Here is a 15,342-nt window from a genome sequence, read left to right on the forward strand (position 1 = left end):
CCGCTTCAGCCAGAGCGGAGCGTCATGAGCCGCGCGACCGTAGCGCGGCCTCGAGCGCATCGCTCGAGCACGGCTTTTGCAAGCGCGGCCGGTTGACGAAATCCGAAGCGATCCGTGTCTCGGCGCCATAGCCGGTGACGAAGACGAAGGGAATCTTCAGGGCCGCCAGCCGCTCGGCGACGGCAAAGCTGTTCTCGCGGCTGAGCTCGACGTCGAGCAGCGCGAAGTCGGGCGCGCGCGCCGCGATCGCGGCCAGCGCCTGCGCCACCGAACCCACGGTGCGCACGCTTCTCACGCCGAATCCCAGCAGGCGGTCCTCGAAGTCGATCGCGATGATCGGATCGTCCTCGACGATCAGGACATCGGCGGGGACGTCGGACGAGCCGTCCGGGGAAGCAGGTATCATGATCCTGGCTATCGAGGGCTGCATGTTCTTACCGATCAAGGACAGCCGCATTCCGACGCCTGCGCCCAGCGCATCGGAGGGTTCCCGGAACGAAACTCACCACAGAACAGTTTTGACGTCTGTCCACTTGTGCACACGCCAGCGATCGAGACTCGCTCGTGCTGAAAGGAGAGCAGGGATTTACGATGGACGCGCGTATCGGGAAGGCGACGGAGGTCGGCAGCCGGCCGGCCAACAATCTGCTGCGACGCTTGAGTCCGGCCGACTATGCGCTGCTCGCGCCACACGTCATCGTTGACGATGCCGCGGCCAACGAGCTGCTCTACAGTCCCGGCGACGATGTCCAGGTCGTGCACTTTCCGTGCGGGCCGTCGCTTGCGACCTTTCTCGTTCCCAACGAAGACGGCCGCGACGTCGAGACCATCCTGGTCGGCCGCGAAGGCGCGGTCGGCGGCATCGTCAGCGAGGGATTTCTGCCGGCCTACACCCGCATCTGCGTGAAATTCGGCGGGCCGTTTGCGCGCATCCACGTCGGCAAATTGGAGGCGGCCAAGCTGCGCTCGCCCACGCTGCGCAACATCTTCGCCCGCTATGCCGACTGCATGCTGGCGCAGATCTTCCAGTCCACGGCCTGCAACGCCATCCACTCGATCGAGCAGCGCACGGCGAAATGGATCCTGGCGGCGATGGAGCGGACCGGCGACGAGAGCAGCGTGCCGCTGACGCATGAGCAGCTTGCGACGCTGCTCGGGGTGGGGCGCAGCTATGCGAGCCGCGTGCTCCAGTCGTTCAGGGCCGACGGCATCCTCGACACGCGGCGCGGCTCGATCCTGGTCCGCGACCGCGACCGCCTGCGCCTGCGCGCCTGCCTCTGCAACGAGGCGGTGAAGAACCATTTCGAGGAAGTGCTGCGCGGCGTCTACCCGACGGAGGAGGCGAGCAGCACGGGCTGACCCTCTCCGGCGCGCTCCCGATCCCCCTGACCTCCCGCTCCATGCAGAGCAATCGCATGTGGATTTCACGAGGATTGTCCGCGGGCTTGCTTCGCCTCTCCCGCTTGCGGGAGAGGCCGACGCGCCCCGGGCGATGCGAAGCATCGTCCCGAGCGCGGCGGGTGAGGGCTCTCACCACGCAGGGACGTCCTCCGCAATCCCAGGCAATCCCGACGCGGAGACACCCCACCCCAGCCCTCCCCCGCAAGCGGGAGAGGGAGCCGAGCGCCGGTGCCGCCGCATCGTGCACACCACATGCGATAGCCCTGCGCTCCATGAAAGGATGCCGACGTGCGACACCGCACGTCCGCCGTGCTATACCCGCTCCGCATGAGCGGGGCGTTCCTTCACACTGTCTTCGATGTTGCGGCGTGGCTGGCGGCGGGGGCGGCGGTTTACTGGCTGTCGCGACAAGGCTTGCGGTTTCCGGCGCAATCCTTCGAGCTGCCCTACATCGCCGCGCTGGTGTTCGGCGCCGGCCTTGGCGCCTATCTGTTCGGGTCCGCCAATCTGTGGCTGTCGGGCGAAAGCGGCATTGCGCGCTCGGTCGAGGGCGCGCTTGCCGGCGGCATCGTGGCGGTCGAGCTCTACAAATGGACCGCAGGCATCGCCCTGCGCACGGGCGCGCGGTTTGCGCTGCCGCTGGCCCTCGGCATCGCAATCGGACGGCTCGGCTGCTATTTCGCGGGCCTCGACGATTTCACCTACGGCACGCCGACGGCATTGCCCTGGGGCCATGATTTCGGCGACGGCATTCTCCGCCATCCCGCGCAGCTCTACGAGAGCGCCGCGATGGGCGTGTTCGCGCTGCTCTATGTGCTGGCGGTCTTGAACCGGAACGCATTCGCGATCACCAATGGTTTCTACCTGGTTCTGCTCTACTATGGAGCGCAGCGCTTCCTGTGGGAATTCCTCAAGCCCTATGGCACGCTGATCGGCCCCCTCACGCTGTTTCACCTGCTGTCGCTGTCCATCCTCCTCTACGCCGCAATCATGCTGGCGACGGCGCCCAAAGCGAGACCTGTGCATGAATGCGCCGTTGCGTAAGTCGCGTCCCTACATCTTCTGGGGCCAGACCCAGTCCCTCTGCGAGACCTGCCTGAAGCTGGTGCCGACCAAGATCCAGATCCTCGACAACGAGGTCTGGTACGAAAAGCGGTGCAAGGAGCATGGCGTTCAGTCGACGCTCGTGTCCACCGACGCGGCCTATTGGCGTTTGTGCAAGGATTTCATCAAGCCTGGCGACCGCCCGCTGCAATTCCAGCACCGCACCGAATTCGGCTGCCCCTATGATTGCGGCCTCTGCCCGGATCACGAGCAGCATTCCTGCCTCGCGCTGATCGAGATCACCGAGCACTGCAATCTCACCTGCCCGGTCTGCTTCGCCGAATCCGCGCCGGCGCGAACCAAATTCACCCCGCTCGCGACCGTGGAGAAGATGCTCGACGCGCTGGTTGCCAGCGAGGGCGAGCCCGACCTCGTGCAGATTTCCGGCGGCGAGCCGACGCTGCATCCGGACTTCTTCAAGATCCTGGACGCCGTGCGCGCCCGCCCGATCCGCCATGTCATGATCAACACCAACGGCCTGCGCATCGCCCGCGAAAGGGATTTCGTGGCGCGGCTCGCCGAGAACAAGCGCGGGCTGGAGGTCTATCTCCAGTTCGATTCGCTGCAGCGCGACGCGTTGATCAACCTGCGCGGGGCGGATTTGCGAAAAATCCGCCAGCAGGCGCTGGAGAATCTCGATCATTACGGCGTGTCGACCACGCTGGTGGCGACCATCAAGCGCCGTGTCAATGATGCCGAGATCGGCGACATCGTGCGTCACGCGCTGACCTGGAAATGCGTGCGCGGCGTCACGCTGCAGCCTGTTCAGGATGCCGGCCGCAACGAGAATTTCGATGAGAAAACCGACCGCATCATGCTTTCGGAGATTCGCAACCGCGTGGTCGAGACCGGCGTGTTCGGCGACAAGGACATGATCCCGCTGCCCTGTAACCCCGAGAGCATCTCGATCGGCTACGGTCTGCGCACCGGCGAGAAGGTGCTGCCGCTGACCTCGCTGATCCCGCAGGAGCAGCTGGTTGCGGTGATGCCCAACACCATCAGCCCGGAGAAATATCCGATGCTGCGGGAGAAATTCGTCGATTTGTTCTCACTGTCGTCGGGCCCGCTCAACACCTCCGAGCGCGTTTGCGAGCTCTTGTGCTGCCTGCCGAGCTTCGAGGTGCCGGAAGGACTTTCTTACGAGAACGTGTTCCGCGTCACGATCGTGCAGTTTCTCGACCGCTTCAATTTCTGCGTCGGCAACGTCAAGCGGTCCTGCATCCATTTCGTCACGGAGCAGGGCGCGATCATTCCGTTCGACACCTACAATCTGTTCTATCGCAACGGAAAGATCGACGGCATCCGCGCTGCGCTGGCCGGCGAGACCTATCGCGAGGCACGCCAGAGCGAGGAGGTGCCGCGATGAGCGACACCGGCACGCCTCCTCCGACTCCGACGCCGCAAGGGGACGCGCCTCCGATGGCGCCGCCACGGCGCGACGGGCGCCTGACCGCTTTCATGGTGATCGCCGGCGTGGTGCTGCTTTTCCCCGGCCTGTGCTTCCTGGCATTCGGCGGCCAAGGTGCCCCCTTTGTCCTGATTGGATTGGTCCCGGTCGGAATTGCGATCTTCCTGTTCATCCGCGCGGCGAGCCCGCCTAAGCCCTGACAAGAGTGTCGCCTCCTCATGAGCAACATCGCCCCCCCGCCCCCGCCTCCTCCGGCCGCCCCGCCGCAGCGCGGCGGCTGCCTGACCGCGCTCATGGCGATCTCCGGGGTCATCCTGCTGCTTCCGGGTCTCTGCGCACTCCTGTTCGGCGGAATCTCCATATCCGAGGGGGGCAAGATCGATTCCGACATCGCCCCGCTGGTCTTCCTGGGGCTGGTCGTCGGCATCGGAGGCGTCGTCCTGATCTGGGCGGCGATCAAGGGGCGAAAGGCCCCCGCCCATCCCGGAACCCAGCCCTAAGCTCCGGGAATTCCCGGACAAAATTCAGTCAACCAACCGGCAAAGAACACATTGTTTTTTGGCGGTTTTTGCATATATTGCGCCGCAACGCGCAGGGTGCCCGGTCGATAGACCGGGCTTCCCTTTTTGGGCGGAAAGCGCCCGTTTCCAGTCTTCCAGCGTTGTTTCGAGAAGAGGTCCCGGTCTGGCCGGCGAGATCGCGCTTAACCCATTGTTCGAACGCAAAGAAGCTCACTCATGAACCTCCGCAACGTCGCCATCATCGCTCACGTCGACCACGGCAAGACGACCCTCGTCGACAAACTCCTCCAGCAGTCCGGCACGTTCCGCGAGAACCAGAAGGTGACCGATCGCGCCATGGACTCCAACGATCTGGAGCGTGAGCGCGGCATTACCATTCTGGCCAAGGCGGCCTCGGTGCAGTGGAAGGACACCCGGGTCAACATCGTCGACACCCCCGGCCACGCCGATTTCGGCGGCGAGGTCGAGCGCATCCTCAACATGGTGGACGGCGCGCTGGTGCTGGTGGACGCCGCTGAAGGCCCGTTGCCGCAGACCAAGTTCGTGGTCTCCAAGGCGCTGAAGGTCGGCCTCAAGCCGATCGTCGTCATCAACAAGGTCGACCGCCCCGACGCGCGCCCGACCGAAGTCATCAACGAGGTGTTCGACCTGTTCGCGGCGCTCGACGCCAGCGAGGAGCAGCTCGACTTCCCGATCCTCTACGGGTCGGCCAAGCAGGGCTGGATGGCAGAGACTCCCGAGGGTCCGAAGGACAAGGGCATGGAGCCGCTGTTCGACCTGATCCTGCGCCATGTCGCGCCGCCCACGGTTGAAGAGGGCCCGTTCCGCATGATCGGCACGATCCTCGAAGCCAATCCCTATCTCGGCCGCATCATCACCGGCCGCATCTCCTCGGGCACGTTGAAACCCAACCAGCAGGTCAAGGTGCTGAACGCCGAGGGCAAGCTGGTGGAAACCGGCCGCATTACCAAGATCCTGGCGTTCCGCGGCCTCGAGCGCACGCCGCTGGATGAGGCCGAAGCCGGCGACATCGTCGCCATTGCCGGTCTCACCAAGGGCACCGTCGCCGACACCTTCTGCGATCCGAGCGTGGAGGTGCCGCTGCCGGCGCAGCCGATCGATCCGCCGACCGTGTCGATGTCGTTCATCGTCAACAATTCCCCGCTCGCCGGCACCGAAGGCGACAAGGTGACGAGCCGCATGATCCGCGACCGTCTGCTGCGCGAGGCTGAAGGCAACGTCGCGCTGCGCGTCGTCGAAGCCTCGGACAAGGACGCGATGGAGGTGTCCGGCCGCGGCGAATTGCAGCTCGCGATCCTGATCGAGACCATGCGCCGCGAGGGCTTTGAGCTCTCGGTGTCGCGTCCGCGCGTCGTGTTCCAGAAGGATGAGGCCACCGGCGCCACCATGGAGCCGATCGAGGAAGTCGTGATCGACGTCGACGAGGAGCACTCCGGCGTCGTCGTGCAGAAGATGAGCGAGCGCAAGGCCGAGCTGATCGAGATGAAGCCGTCCGGCGGCAACCGCCTGCGCCTTGTGTTCTACGCGCCGACCCGCGGCCTGATCGGCTACCAGGGCGAGCTGCTCACCGACACCCGCGGCACCGCGATCATGAACCGCCTGTTCCACGGCTACGCCCCGTACAAGGGCGAGATCCAGGGCCGCCGCAACGGCGTGCTGATCTCCAACGACCAGGGCGAGGCCGTGGCCTACGCCATGTTCAAGCTGGAAGACCGCGGCCCGATGATGATCGAGCCGGGCTGGAAGGTCTACAAGGGCATGATCGTCGGCGAGCACACCCGCGACAACGATCTCGAGATCAACGTGCTCAAGGGCAAGCAGCTCACCAACATCCGCACGACGTCGAAGGACGAAGCCGTGCGCCTGACCCCGCCGATCCGCATGACCCTGGAAAAGGCGCTCGCCTATATCGAGGACGACGAGCTCGTCGAGGTCACCCCGAAGTCGATCCGCCTGCGCAAGAAGCACCTCGACCCGAACGAGCGCAAGCGCGCGGAGAAGTCCAAGGAAGCGGTGGCGTAAGCTACCGCACGCCGTTGTGCCGTAGGGTGGGCAAAGCGTAGCGTGCCCACCACTTGAAGTCCCGGTCGGCAATGGTGGGCACGGCGCAAGAGCGCCTTTGCCCACCCTACGGAGCGTCACTCCCGCCTCTGGAATACTGGATCACCCGCTCCAGTGCGCAAGCGCGCACAGGGCGGGTGATGACAGCTGACTTGTGGCGGCTTCAGCACATCCAGCGAACGTGCTAGAGCCCGCCCATGAGCTCCCTTCCCTCCTCCGTTGATGTCGCGATCATCGGCGCCGGTGCTGCCGGGCTCGGCGCGGCGCACGCGCTGGCGGGTTCCGGCCTCTCCGCCATCGTGCTGGAGGCCCGCGACCGGCTCGGCGGCCGGGCGTGGACCGTGCAGGCCTCGCCCGAGGTGACGTTCGACGTCGGCTGCGGCTGGCTGCATTCGGCGGACCAAAACTCCTTCGTCGCAATCGCAAGGCAGCTCGATTTCGAGGTCAACAAGGACCTGCCGCCCTGGCGCGAGCGCGCCTTCGGCAACGCGTTTCCGCAAAGCCAGCGCGACGAGTTCATGCAGGCGATGGACGCGTTCTACGAGCGCCTCTGGCAGGCCGCGCAAAAGGGCAAGGACGAGCCCGCGAGCCTGAGCCTCGAGCCCGGCAATCGCTGGAATCCCATGATCGACGCGATCTCGACCTATATCAACGGCTGCGAACTCAAGGACATGTCGACGCTGGACTGGGACGCCTATGAGGACACCAACCTCAACTGGCGCATTCGCCGCGGCTATGGCGCCCTGGTTGTGGCCTATGGCGCGCCCTGCCCGGTGGCGCTGAACTGTATGGTCACGCTGATCGATCATTCCGGCCCGCGCATTCGTATCGAGACGTCGCAGGGCACGCTGACCGCCGGCAAGGTGATCGTCACCGTGCCGACCAATCTGATCGCCGATGAGGCGATCCGCTTCTCGCCACAGCTCCCGGCCAAGGTCGATGCCGCCGCCGGCCTGCCGCTCGGCGTCGACGACAAGGTGACGCTGGCGCTTAGCGATGCCGAGGCGTTCCCTAGGGAAGGCAACCTGCGCGGCGCCACCATGCGCACCGCGATGGGCACCTACCACATCCGCCCGTTCGGCCAGCCCTGCATCGAAGGCTTTTTTGGCGGCAGCTTCGCAAGAGAACTGGAAGACGCCGGCGACGGCGCCATCGCCGCGCAGAGCATCGACGAGATCGCCAGCTTCCTCGGCAACGACATCCGCCACAAGCTGAAGCCGCTGTGCGAATCGCGCTGGGCGCATGATCCTTTCGCGCGAGGGTCGTATTCGCACGCGCTGCCCGGACATGCCGGCGACCGTGCGGTGCTGGCCGCACCGGTGGATGGCCGGTTGTTCTTCGCCGGAGAGGCGACGTCGCCGACCTTCTTCACCACGGCGCATGGGGCGCGGGACAGCGGGGAACGGGCGGCGAAGGAAGTGCTGGCGGCTCTGCGCAAGCACTAACCTTTAAATATCTTGTCTCTGTGAAACTTCAGAAAGAGAGCATTTGGGTAGAATGCCGTATCGTTTGGAAGATTGATCGTTCGACTGTGATTGAGAAGCCGCAGGGCGTCGTCCGGAACGTGATTTTCTGCAGTTAGGATTTTGTAATCATCTCCTATCGAGATGAGACCTCGATCAAACATCCAGTGTACCGTGCCGGACAACGCTAACCCATTGCGAACCGAGTCCGGTCCTTTCTCTGCGACGGGTTGAATGTGCGCGGCCTGGACCTCAGGGCGACCACCTCCATTGATAAGTCGAAGTCCCGTCATCGCGCATCGGTTCTCGTACGCCGCACGAACGTTGTACATGAATGACCTCTCGCGAAATGGCCGCGAAATTGTCATCTCGATGATCGGACGCTCAAAGGGGACAGTCGGCTCCGATATTTCGAACTGACGCGGCTGGTGGCGGGATGTCTCTTCGCCAAGGATCGGCGCGAACCCAGCCTTCCAAATCTGATCAAACTCAGCATCAGGAATCAGCCGAACAGCACGGCCAAAGGCGCCCTTGTTGGTACTTCCATCTGATTTTCTTAGAGCGCTTTCGTAGTAGTGACCGCCTTCGACGAAAGGGACCGGTCGATCAAAGTCCAAATAGTCATCTACGAGAGCGTAGTAGTGATCTGCTTGGTCCTTGTCTTCGACGAGATCCACCACGCGAGCGACCCCGAAGTACGACTGTCGTCCACCGAAACTCGACAGTTCGACTGTCGTTCGCCTGGGCTCGTAGTAAAGAATATAATCACCGACCGCCTGCCGAACCTGATTGAGATAGGTACGAGGGAAATGGTAGCGGACCTCAGGCAGGTCTTTGTACCCCGGAGTTACTTTTGTTGTGAGGACTGCCTTTGACATTCCTTGGACTTATCGCTCCCGAGGCTTAGCCTCTTATAGCCTGACGTTAGAGTTATCACTCAATCACCCGCGCCCGCAAATCGGCATCTGGCACGAAGCAGGTATTGTACTTTCCGAAGATGCGATAGCGGTTGCGCGCGATGAGGCTGTAGATCGGGTCTCGCAGCGGCCTCGGCACAGCAAACAATACGCTCACCCAGCTCCAGCCGGGGAGCAACGACAACACAGTCAGCGCGGCATCCGACTTCATGAACACCTCGCCGCCGTGAACGACGGCGTTGGTGTCGGGATCCCCAGCGTCGATCCCGAATGTGCGTGCGAGCCGCGCCCCGTAGTCCGACTGGATCGGCGTGAAACGAAAGCGCTTCGCCGTGTCGCGCTTGGCGACGAAGCGCACCCAGCGCGAGCAGAAGATGCAGACGCCGTCGAACAGGATCACATCGTCGTCGGGCCATTTTGGCATCAGCGATTGTCCAGCATCAGCAGCGCAACCAGCATCAGCACGATCGCAGGCCCCGTCTTGACCAGCGCGCCGAGCGGCTCGATCCAGAGATCGGGCGTCAGGATCGCCGCGCCGAGCATATAGCCGAGCGAGGCGACAATGCCCGCGACCAAGCCGACCGCAGCCGTACGTCGGAACGCGATCAGCACGCCGATGCTCATGTCCATCAGGCTGGTGCCGATGGTGATGGGATCGACCAGCGCAGGCGCAAAATTGTGCGCGCTCAAAATGCCGGCGGCGGCGCGGTAGGACACGAACAGCGCGATGAAGCCGGAGACGACCCAGAACGCGGCCAGGCTCGCGAAGATCAGCGCCTTGACCAGGAACAGCCGCGCGAACCATTTGTCCTGGATGGTGGCGGGATGACGTCCGATCACTTCAGCCAGCGTTTTCGGCACGATGCCCGTGGCGGCGATCCAGGCCGAGGGATCACCGCTCACGCCGCGGCGCAGCTCGGCTATGGCGGTGGAGCGCATCGGCGGCATCCAGCCGAGATAATTGGCGAGATCGCCGATTTTCGCGCCGAGATCGAGCATCAAGGTCGGCATCGCGATGCGCGGCCAACCGGCCGTGCCGAATGCGAACCGAAACTGCTTGATGATTCCGGCCATGGTGACCGGCTCCGATAGCATCAGGTCCCAGCACACTGATATCACGGATGCATCGTCGATATCACGCGCGGCGAGCCAGGCGATGGTCGCCGAGATGTCCTCGACCGCGACGGGCTGGAACGGCGTCGCCATCTCCGCACCCGGCAAGTCGAGCGGGAAGGCGGCGAGCGCGCGCAGCATGGCGCTGCCGCCATAGGCTGACGGCGCGACCACGAAGCCGGGCCGCAGGATGGCATGGGCGATGCCGGAGGCCGCGATCAATCGCTCGGCCTCGCGTTTGGTCGTCGCGAAGGCGGTGCGGTCGGCTTCGGCCATTCCCGGAATCGAGATGTGCACCAGCCGGATCGCGCTGTCGCCGATCGCCTGAAGCAGACGCGCGACGAAATCCCGGTGCACGGCGCTTGTGTCGCTGCCGGGCCCATCCTGGAGCACGCCGAGGCAATTCACGACGACATCCACGGCCTGCTCGCGCAGCAGGCGCGTCAGCGCGGCCGCATCGAGCGATAGGATTGGAAGCTCGATATCGAGCGCGCCCATCTTCTGCGCCGGCGACAGGCTGCGCGCCACGCCGACGGCGCGAAAGCCCCGCGCGCGCAGATCGTCGGTGACGAAGCGGCCGATCAGGCCGGAGGCGCCGAGCACCAGGATGGTTCGCTGGTTCATCATTCCCTCAAAACGGCTTGGCGACCATCAGCCAGAGGATGAGCATCGTCGCGCCGAAGCCGGGGAAGCCGAACGCGAACCAGCGGCGGAACAGGACGAAGTAACGCTCCGGCAGCGCGGCGCGCTGCTCGGAAGCCTTGCGCGCGAGATCGCGCATCTCGATCTGCATGAAGACGACAGGGATCCAGAACAGGCCCGCGATGGCATAGAGCGCGAGCGACGCGAGCAGCCAGCGCTCCGTGAACGACGTGGCCGAGAGCATCATCAGCAGGCCACCGCTGACCGGCTGCAAGATCACGGCCGACAGCGTGAAGATCGCGTCGGCAATCACCACCACCGAGGCGGTGCGCGCAATGAAGTCTGCATCGTGCGTGCGATGCGCCATCAGCATGAAGAAGGCGATGCCGGTTCCGGTGCCGAGGATGACGATGGCGCCGAGCACGTGCAGGTATTTGACCAGGAAATATAACGTCATGGTTTCTTCTTCAGCGCACGCTCGAGCTCGCTGCCGGCGGCTTTGACGCCGGCTTCGGTCTCGATCATCCAGTGCCCCTCGCTGCCCACCCCGGGCAGTGCGCGGAAATCGACCTTGCCGCCACCGCCGCGAAATGCATCTGCCAGCGACTTCGAAAATACCGGCGGAAAATAGCTGTCATTGCTCGCAACGAGCCATGTGACGGGAATGCGCGCCGCCTTGCCGAATTCAGCGGCGGCCGCGAGAAGCGCATGGGGCGCGCAGATCCGGTTCGGTTCGTCATTGGCATGGCCGCCGCGCCCCGGCGCAATTACTGTGATCGCCGAGATCGTCTTGGGCTCGGCATTGGCGAGCGCCAGCGCGCCCCAGCCGCCGGCGGAATGGCCGATCACGATCGCGGCATCCTTGCGGATGAAATCCTGCTTTCGCAAATGGTCCAGTGCCAGCGAAATTTCTTCGGCGGTCGCACGACCCGCGCGCGCGTAATCCGCTTCGTCACAGCCGCCCTGGTCTTCGACATAGCGGCCGCCGGTTGCACCGTGGCCGAGCCGTTCCGGCACCAGCACGGCAAAGCCGCGCGCGACGAGGAACGCTGTGAGCGCGCGGTATTCCGGCTGCGGCATTTGTGCACGACGCAGGCCATTCTGCGTCGAAGCATGCGCGATGACCGCGAGTCGAAATGGACCGGCACCGAACGGGCGAAACAGCAGCGCATGCGCGGCAATGTCCGTATCCGGCGACGGCACACGCCACTCCTGCCGGCGAAACGGCTCGCCTTCCTCGCCCGATGCAGCGAACGTGACCTGGGCGCACAGAGGCGGCGCGGTCAGCAAGGCCAGCAGAGGCAGGAGCGCGAAGATGTTGAAGAGCCGCATGAATTGCCGGAGTCGAACACGGACAACGAAGGCCAGACTAACGGGAACGAATCATCCTGGGCGGACTTTCTGCGTTGCCATCGCCATTCATTGGTTGCTGCAACCGAGTTTTGCACCGACGCATGGCAGTTCGTTGCCGTTCAGGGCAGCGCCTTGTCCTCTTTCGGTACAACACAGTTGAAATACTGATGCAGAAAGTCCACAGGTTAACCGATAATTAACGATAGGTCTTGCCGCCGACGCGGCGACTTGGTTTGATCGTCTCCATGAGCACAACCCTGATCGAGGTCCGGCCGGCCAAAGCTGCAGATGCAACTGCGGTGGCGTCAACCCATGACGAAGCCTGGCGCTCGGCCTATCAGGGCATCATTCCCGGCGCCGAGCTGGAGAAGCTGATCAACCGCCGCGGTCCGCAGTGGTGGGACAGCGCGATCCGCAAGGGCAGCCGCGTCAGCGTGCTGGTGTTCGGCGACAAGATCGCAGGCTATGCCAATTACGGCCGTAACCGTGCCCGCAGCCTGCACTTCGACGGCGAGATCTACGAGCTCTATCTGCGCCCCGAATTCCAGGGCCTCGGCTTTGGCCGTCGCCTGTTCGCCGCCGCTCGCCGCGACCTGATGCAGAGCGGGCTGAAGAGCATGGTCGTGTGGGCGCTCTCGGACAACGATCCGGCGACCGAGTTCTACCGGGCCCTGGGCGGCCGCATGGTGGCGCGTTCTTCGGAACGATTCGGGCCGAAGTCGCTCGACAAGGTTGCCTTCGCTTGGACCAATTGAGCTGCTGAAAGTCTAGCCGGCAGCGTTTCCCATCCGTCGATACCGTTGCCGCTTGAGCCGGTGTTCGCCGGATTCATTATTTCAAAAAAACACGATGGATTGGGGGGCCAAGCCCGCGTATGACAGCGCCAAAATCGCTGCCGGGCGCGATTTAACCTCGGCAACAACGGAGCCTTGAATGCGTATCGATGCTATCTCGATCGGGAAAAACGTCCCACAGGACGTCAATGTCATCATCGAAGTCCCCGTGGGCGGCGAACCGATCAAATACGAGATGGACAAGGAGGCCGGCACGCTGGTGGTCGACCGCTTCCTGTACACGCCGATGCGTTACCCCGGTAACTACGGCTTCATCCCGCACACGTTGTCGGACGACGGTGACCCCTGCGACGTGCTGATCATCAACACCCGCGCCATCATCCCCGGCGCCGTCATGAGCGTACGCCCGGTCGGCGTGCTGTTCATGGAAGACGAAGCCGGCGGCGACGAGAAGATCCTGGCGGTGCCGTCGTCGAAGCTGACGCAGCGCTACGACAAGGTGAAGTCGTACTCCGACCTGCCCGACATCACGCTGCAGCAGATCCAGCACTTCTTCGAGCACTACAAGGATCTCGAGAAGGGCAAGTGGGTGAAGATCCTGCGCTGGGGCGGCCCGGAGGACGCGCACAAGCTGATCCTCGAGGGCATCGAGCGCGAGAAGAAGAAGAAGGGCTGAGCTTCTGTGTCCCGGACGCGGCGCGGCATGAAATGACGCGACGCTGAGCCGGGACCCATGCCGCCACTGGGCCCCGGCTCAGCAGCGCCCCGCTGAAGAAGCGCTGCGCTGCGTCCGGGGCACGAGAGTTTACCTACACCGCCGGCTTCGGCAGCCCGGCGATTGCGCAGGCCGCGCGCAGCGTGTTCACGAGCAGGCACGCCACCGTCATCTGGCCGACGCCGCCGGGCACCGGCGTGATGGCACCGGCAACGCCGAGCGCTTCCTGATAGGCGACGTCGCCGACAAGGCGCGTCTTGCCGTCCTCCTTTGGAATCCGGCTGATGCCGATGTCGATCACGGTCGCGCCGGGCTTCAGCCAGTCGCCGCGCACCATCTCCGGCTTGCCGACGGCGGCGTAGACGAGATCGGCGCGCTTCACGAGGCCCGGCAAATCGCGCGAGCGCGAATGCGCGATGGTCACCGTGGCGTTCTCGTTCAGCAGCAATTGCACCAGCGGCCGGCCGACCAGGTTGGAGCGGCCGATGACGATGGCGTTCAAGCCCTCGAGCGAGGGATGGACGCTCTTGGTCAAAATGATGGAGCCGAGCGGCGTGCAGGGCGACAGCGCTTCGAAACCGCCAGCGAGACGACCGGCATTGTTCGGATGCAGGCCGTCGACATCCTTGGCGGGATCGATGGCGTTGATGACGGCCTCGGTGTTGAGGCCCTTCGGCAGCGGCAGCTGGACAAGAATACCGTGCACGGCGGGATCGCGGTTGAGCTTTGCGACGACGGCCAGCAAGTCCGCTTGCGAGACGTCAGCCGGCAGCTTGTGCTCGAAGGAGGCCATGCCGGCCGCCTGCGTCTGGGTGCCCTTGGAGCGGACATAGACCTCGCTCGCCGGGTCGTTGCCGACCAGGACCACCGCAAGGCCCGGCACCAGATTGTGCTCGCGCTTGACGCGGGCAACCTCGTCGGCCACGCGCGCCCGGAGGTCCGCGGCAATGACTTTTCCATCGATGATCTTGGCCGTCATGTCAGTTCCCTCGGTCTTTCGATTTGGCGGATGCGAGTTGGCGCAAGGTCTCGCCGAGCCGAGCCGGATCGCCGTCGACCGCGATCTGCTTCAGCCGCGAGGTCGCTCCGGACAGGAGTCTTACGCTGGCCTTGGGGACACCAAGCGATTTCGCCAGCAGGACCAAAACGGCCTTGTTGGCCTCGCCGCCATCGGCGATCGCGCGCACCCGCACCTTGAGCACGCTGCGGCCATCGGCCAGCTGCTCGATCCCGTCGATGTCGTCGCGGCCGCCGCGCGGCGTCACCCGCAGCGCGATGCTGATTCCTGCAGCCGAGTAACGCCAGGGTTCCTTGAAGGCCTCTTTCGCGACCAAGGCGCTCCTGCCTGCTTAGATGACGTTCGGGTAGATGTAATACAGGATCACCCGCTCGATGAACATGATGAGCAGGATCAGGATGATCGGCGAGATGTCGAGCCCGCCGAGGCTGGGCAGGAAATTGCGAATCGGCGCCAGCACCGGCTCGGTGATCCGGTAGAGGAACTCCGCAACCGCCGAAACGAACTGGTTGCGGGTGTTCACCACGTTGAAAGCGATCAGCCAGGACAGGATCGCGGAGGCGATCAGCAGCCAGACGTAGAGGTCGAGCACGATGATGACGATGTCGAGAACGGCACGCATGGCTTTTGAAGACTCTGGCTTTTGAAAACTCTGGCTGCGGTCGGGATTGACGCCTTTTGCTAGATATCGGTTCCCCCCGGCCCAAACAAGGGAAGTTCGGACGCAGGAATGGCTAAAACCGGGTTACGCCCGTCCTTGACTTGACCTTGGCAGGGACTTAAATGGCGCCCGGTTGTCGGCCGCGTTTAC

Annotated in this window: 18 protein-coding genes; 9 read left to right on the top strand and 9 right to left on the bottom strand. The window is 64.1% G+C overall.

What is annotated here, in order from left to right; all coding sequences use genetic code 11:
• Positions 1–22 precede the first annotated feature (22 nt).
• Positions 23–406, bottom strand: a complete 384-nt coding sequence (locus BJA_RS02700; protein ID WP_028174928.1) for a response regulator — start codon at positions 404–406, stop codon at positions 23–25.
• Positions 407–591: 185 nt separating this feature from the next.
• Between BJA_RS02700 and BJA_RS02705 the strand changes: the two genes are divergently transcribed.
• From BJA_RS02705 to BJA_RS02735, 7 genes are all read left to right on the top strand, one after another.
• On the top strand, positions 592–1,359 hold the full coding sequence (locus BJA_RS02705) for a Crp/Fnr family transcriptional regulator (RefSeq protein ID WP_051000234.1): 768 nt from the start codon (positions 592–594) through the stop codon (positions 1,357–1,359).
• A 369-nt stretch (positions 1,360–1,728) separates the two neighbouring features.
• On the top strand, positions 1,729–2,445 hold the full coding sequence (locus tag BJA_RS02710) for a prolipoprotein diacylglyceryl transferase (protein ID WP_038965098.1): 717 nt from the start codon (positions 1,729–1,731) through the stop codon (positions 2,443–2,445).
• Positions 2,426–3,871 (top strand): radical SAM protein, encoded by a 1,446-nt coding sequence (locus tag BJA_RS02715; RefSeq protein ID WP_011083369.1) that lies wholly within the window; start codon positions 2,426–2,428, stop codon positions 3,869–3,871. Before BJA_RS02710 ends, BJA_RS02715 begins: the two co-directional genes overlap by 20 nt.
• Complete coding sequence (locus BJA_RS02720) at positions 3,868–4,113, top strand: hypothetical protein (RefSeq protein WP_038965099.1); 246 nt, start codon at positions 3,868–3,870, stop codon at positions 4,111–4,113. Before BJA_RS02715 ends, BJA_RS02720 begins: the two co-directional genes overlap by 4 nt.
• Before the next feature lie 18 nt (positions 4,114–4,131).
• The gene (locus BJA_RS02725) at positions 4,132–4,413 is read left to right on the top strand and encodes a hypothetical protein (RefSeq protein WP_011083370.1); all 282 of its coding nucleotides are present in this window, start codon (positions 4,132–4,134) and stop codon (positions 4,411–4,413) included.
• 237 nt (positions 4,414–4,650) lie between these two features.
• Positions 4,651–6,477: a translational GTPase TypA gene (gene typA / locus BJA_RS02730; RefSeq protein WP_011083371.1), complete on the top strand. Its 1,827-nt coding sequence runs from the start codon at positions 4,651–4,653 to the stop codon at positions 6,475–6,477.
• Positions 6,478–6,713: 236 nt separating this feature from the next.
• Positions 6,714–7,961, top strand: a complete 1,248-nt coding sequence (locus BJA_RS02735; protein ID WP_011083372.1) for a flavin monoamine oxidase family protein — start codon at positions 6,714–6,716, stop codon at positions 7,959–7,961.
• Here BJA_RS02735 and BJA_RS02740 read toward each other — a convergent pair.
• From BJA_RS02740 to BJA_RS02760, 5 genes are read right to left on the bottom strand one after another with little or no spacing between them, the layout of a single operon-like run.
• The gene (locus tag BJA_RS02740; protein WP_011083373.1) at positions 7,958–8,857 is read right to left on the bottom strand and encodes an HNH endonuclease; all 900 of its coding nucleotides are present in this window, start codon (positions 8,855–8,857) and stop codon (positions 7,958–7,960) included. The genes BJA_RS02735 and BJA_RS02740 overlap by 4 nt on opposite strands.
• A gap of 55 nt (positions 8,858–8,912) precedes the next feature.
• Positions 8,913–9,320 carry a thiol-disulfide oxidoreductase DCC family protein gene (locus tag BJA_RS02745; RefSeq protein WP_011083374.1) on the bottom strand — a complete coding sequence of 136 codons (408 nt, stop codon included), beginning with the start codon at positions 9,318–9,320 and terminating at the stop codon, positions 8,913–8,915.
• Positions 9,320–10,633: an SDR family oxidoreductase gene (locus BJA_RS02750; RefSeq protein WP_028174936.1), complete on the bottom strand. Its 1,314-nt coding sequence runs from the start codon at positions 10,631–10,633 to the stop codon at positions 9,320–9,322. The genes BJA_RS02745 and BJA_RS02750 overlap by 1 nt, the downstream gene beginning before the upstream one ends.
• A 7-nt stretch (positions 10,634–10,640) precedes the next feature.
• Positions 10,641–11,108 (bottom strand): DUF2269 family protein, encoded by a 468-nt coding sequence (locus BJA_RS02755; RefSeq protein WP_011083376.1) that lies wholly within the window; start codon positions 11,106–11,108, stop codon positions 10,641–10,643.
• Entirely contained in the window at positions 11,105–11,983 is an 879-nt protein-coding gene (locus BJA_RS02760; RefSeq protein ID WP_011083377.1) for a dienelactone hydrolase family protein, read from the bottom strand. The genes BJA_RS02755 and BJA_RS02760 overlap by 4 nt, the downstream gene beginning before the upstream one ends.
• 266 nt (positions 11,984–12,249) lie before the next feature.
• Between BJA_RS02760 and BJA_RS02765 the strand changes: the two genes are divergently transcribed.
• Positions 12,250–12,759: a GNAT family N-acetyltransferase gene (locus tag BJA_RS02765; RefSeq protein WP_008136728.1), complete on the top strand. Its 510-nt coding sequence runs from the start codon at positions 12,250–12,252 to the stop codon at positions 12,757–12,759.
• A 178-nt stretch (positions 12,760–12,937) separates the two neighbouring features.
• Complete coding sequence (gene ppa / locus BJA_RS02770; protein ID WP_011083378.1) at positions 12,938–13,474, top strand: inorganic diphosphatase; 537 nt, start codon at positions 12,938–12,940, stop codon at positions 13,472–13,474.
• Between the two features lie 133 nt (positions 13,475–13,607).
• Here the strand turns inward: ppa and BJA_RS02775 are convergent, their stop codons facing one another.
• The 3 genes from BJA_RS02775 to BJA_RS02785 are packed head-to-tail and all read right to left on the bottom strand — an operon-like array spanning position 13,608 to position 15,153.
• Positions 13,608–14,492: a bifunctional methylenetetrahydrofolate dehydrogenase/methenyltetrahydrofolate cyclohydrolase gene (locus tag BJA_RS02775; protein WP_011083379.1), complete on the bottom strand. Its 885-nt coding sequence runs from the start codon at positions 14,490–14,492 to the stop codon at positions 13,608–13,610.
• 1 nt (position 14,493) lies between these two features.
• The gene (locus BJA_RS02780) at positions 14,494–14,847 is read right to left on the bottom strand and encodes a DUF167 domain-containing protein (RefSeq protein WP_028174939.1); all 354 of its coding nucleotides are present in this window, start codon (positions 14,845–14,847) and stop codon (positions 14,494–14,496) included.
• Positions 14,848–14,862: 15 nt separating this feature from the next.
• A complete protein-coding gene (locus tag BJA_RS02785) occupies positions 14,863–15,153 on the bottom strand; it encodes a YggT family protein (protein ID WP_007598721.1) in 291 nt (96 codons plus the stop codon).
• Positions 15,154–15,342: the final 189 nt, after the last annotated feature.

Origin of the sequence: Bradyrhizobium diazoefficiens USDA 110 (assembly GCF_000011365.1) — a bacterium.
Classification (GTDB): domain Bacteria; phylum Pseudomonadota; class Alphaproteobacteria; order Rhizobiales; family Xanthobacteraceae; genus Bradyrhizobium; species Bradyrhizobium diazoefficiens.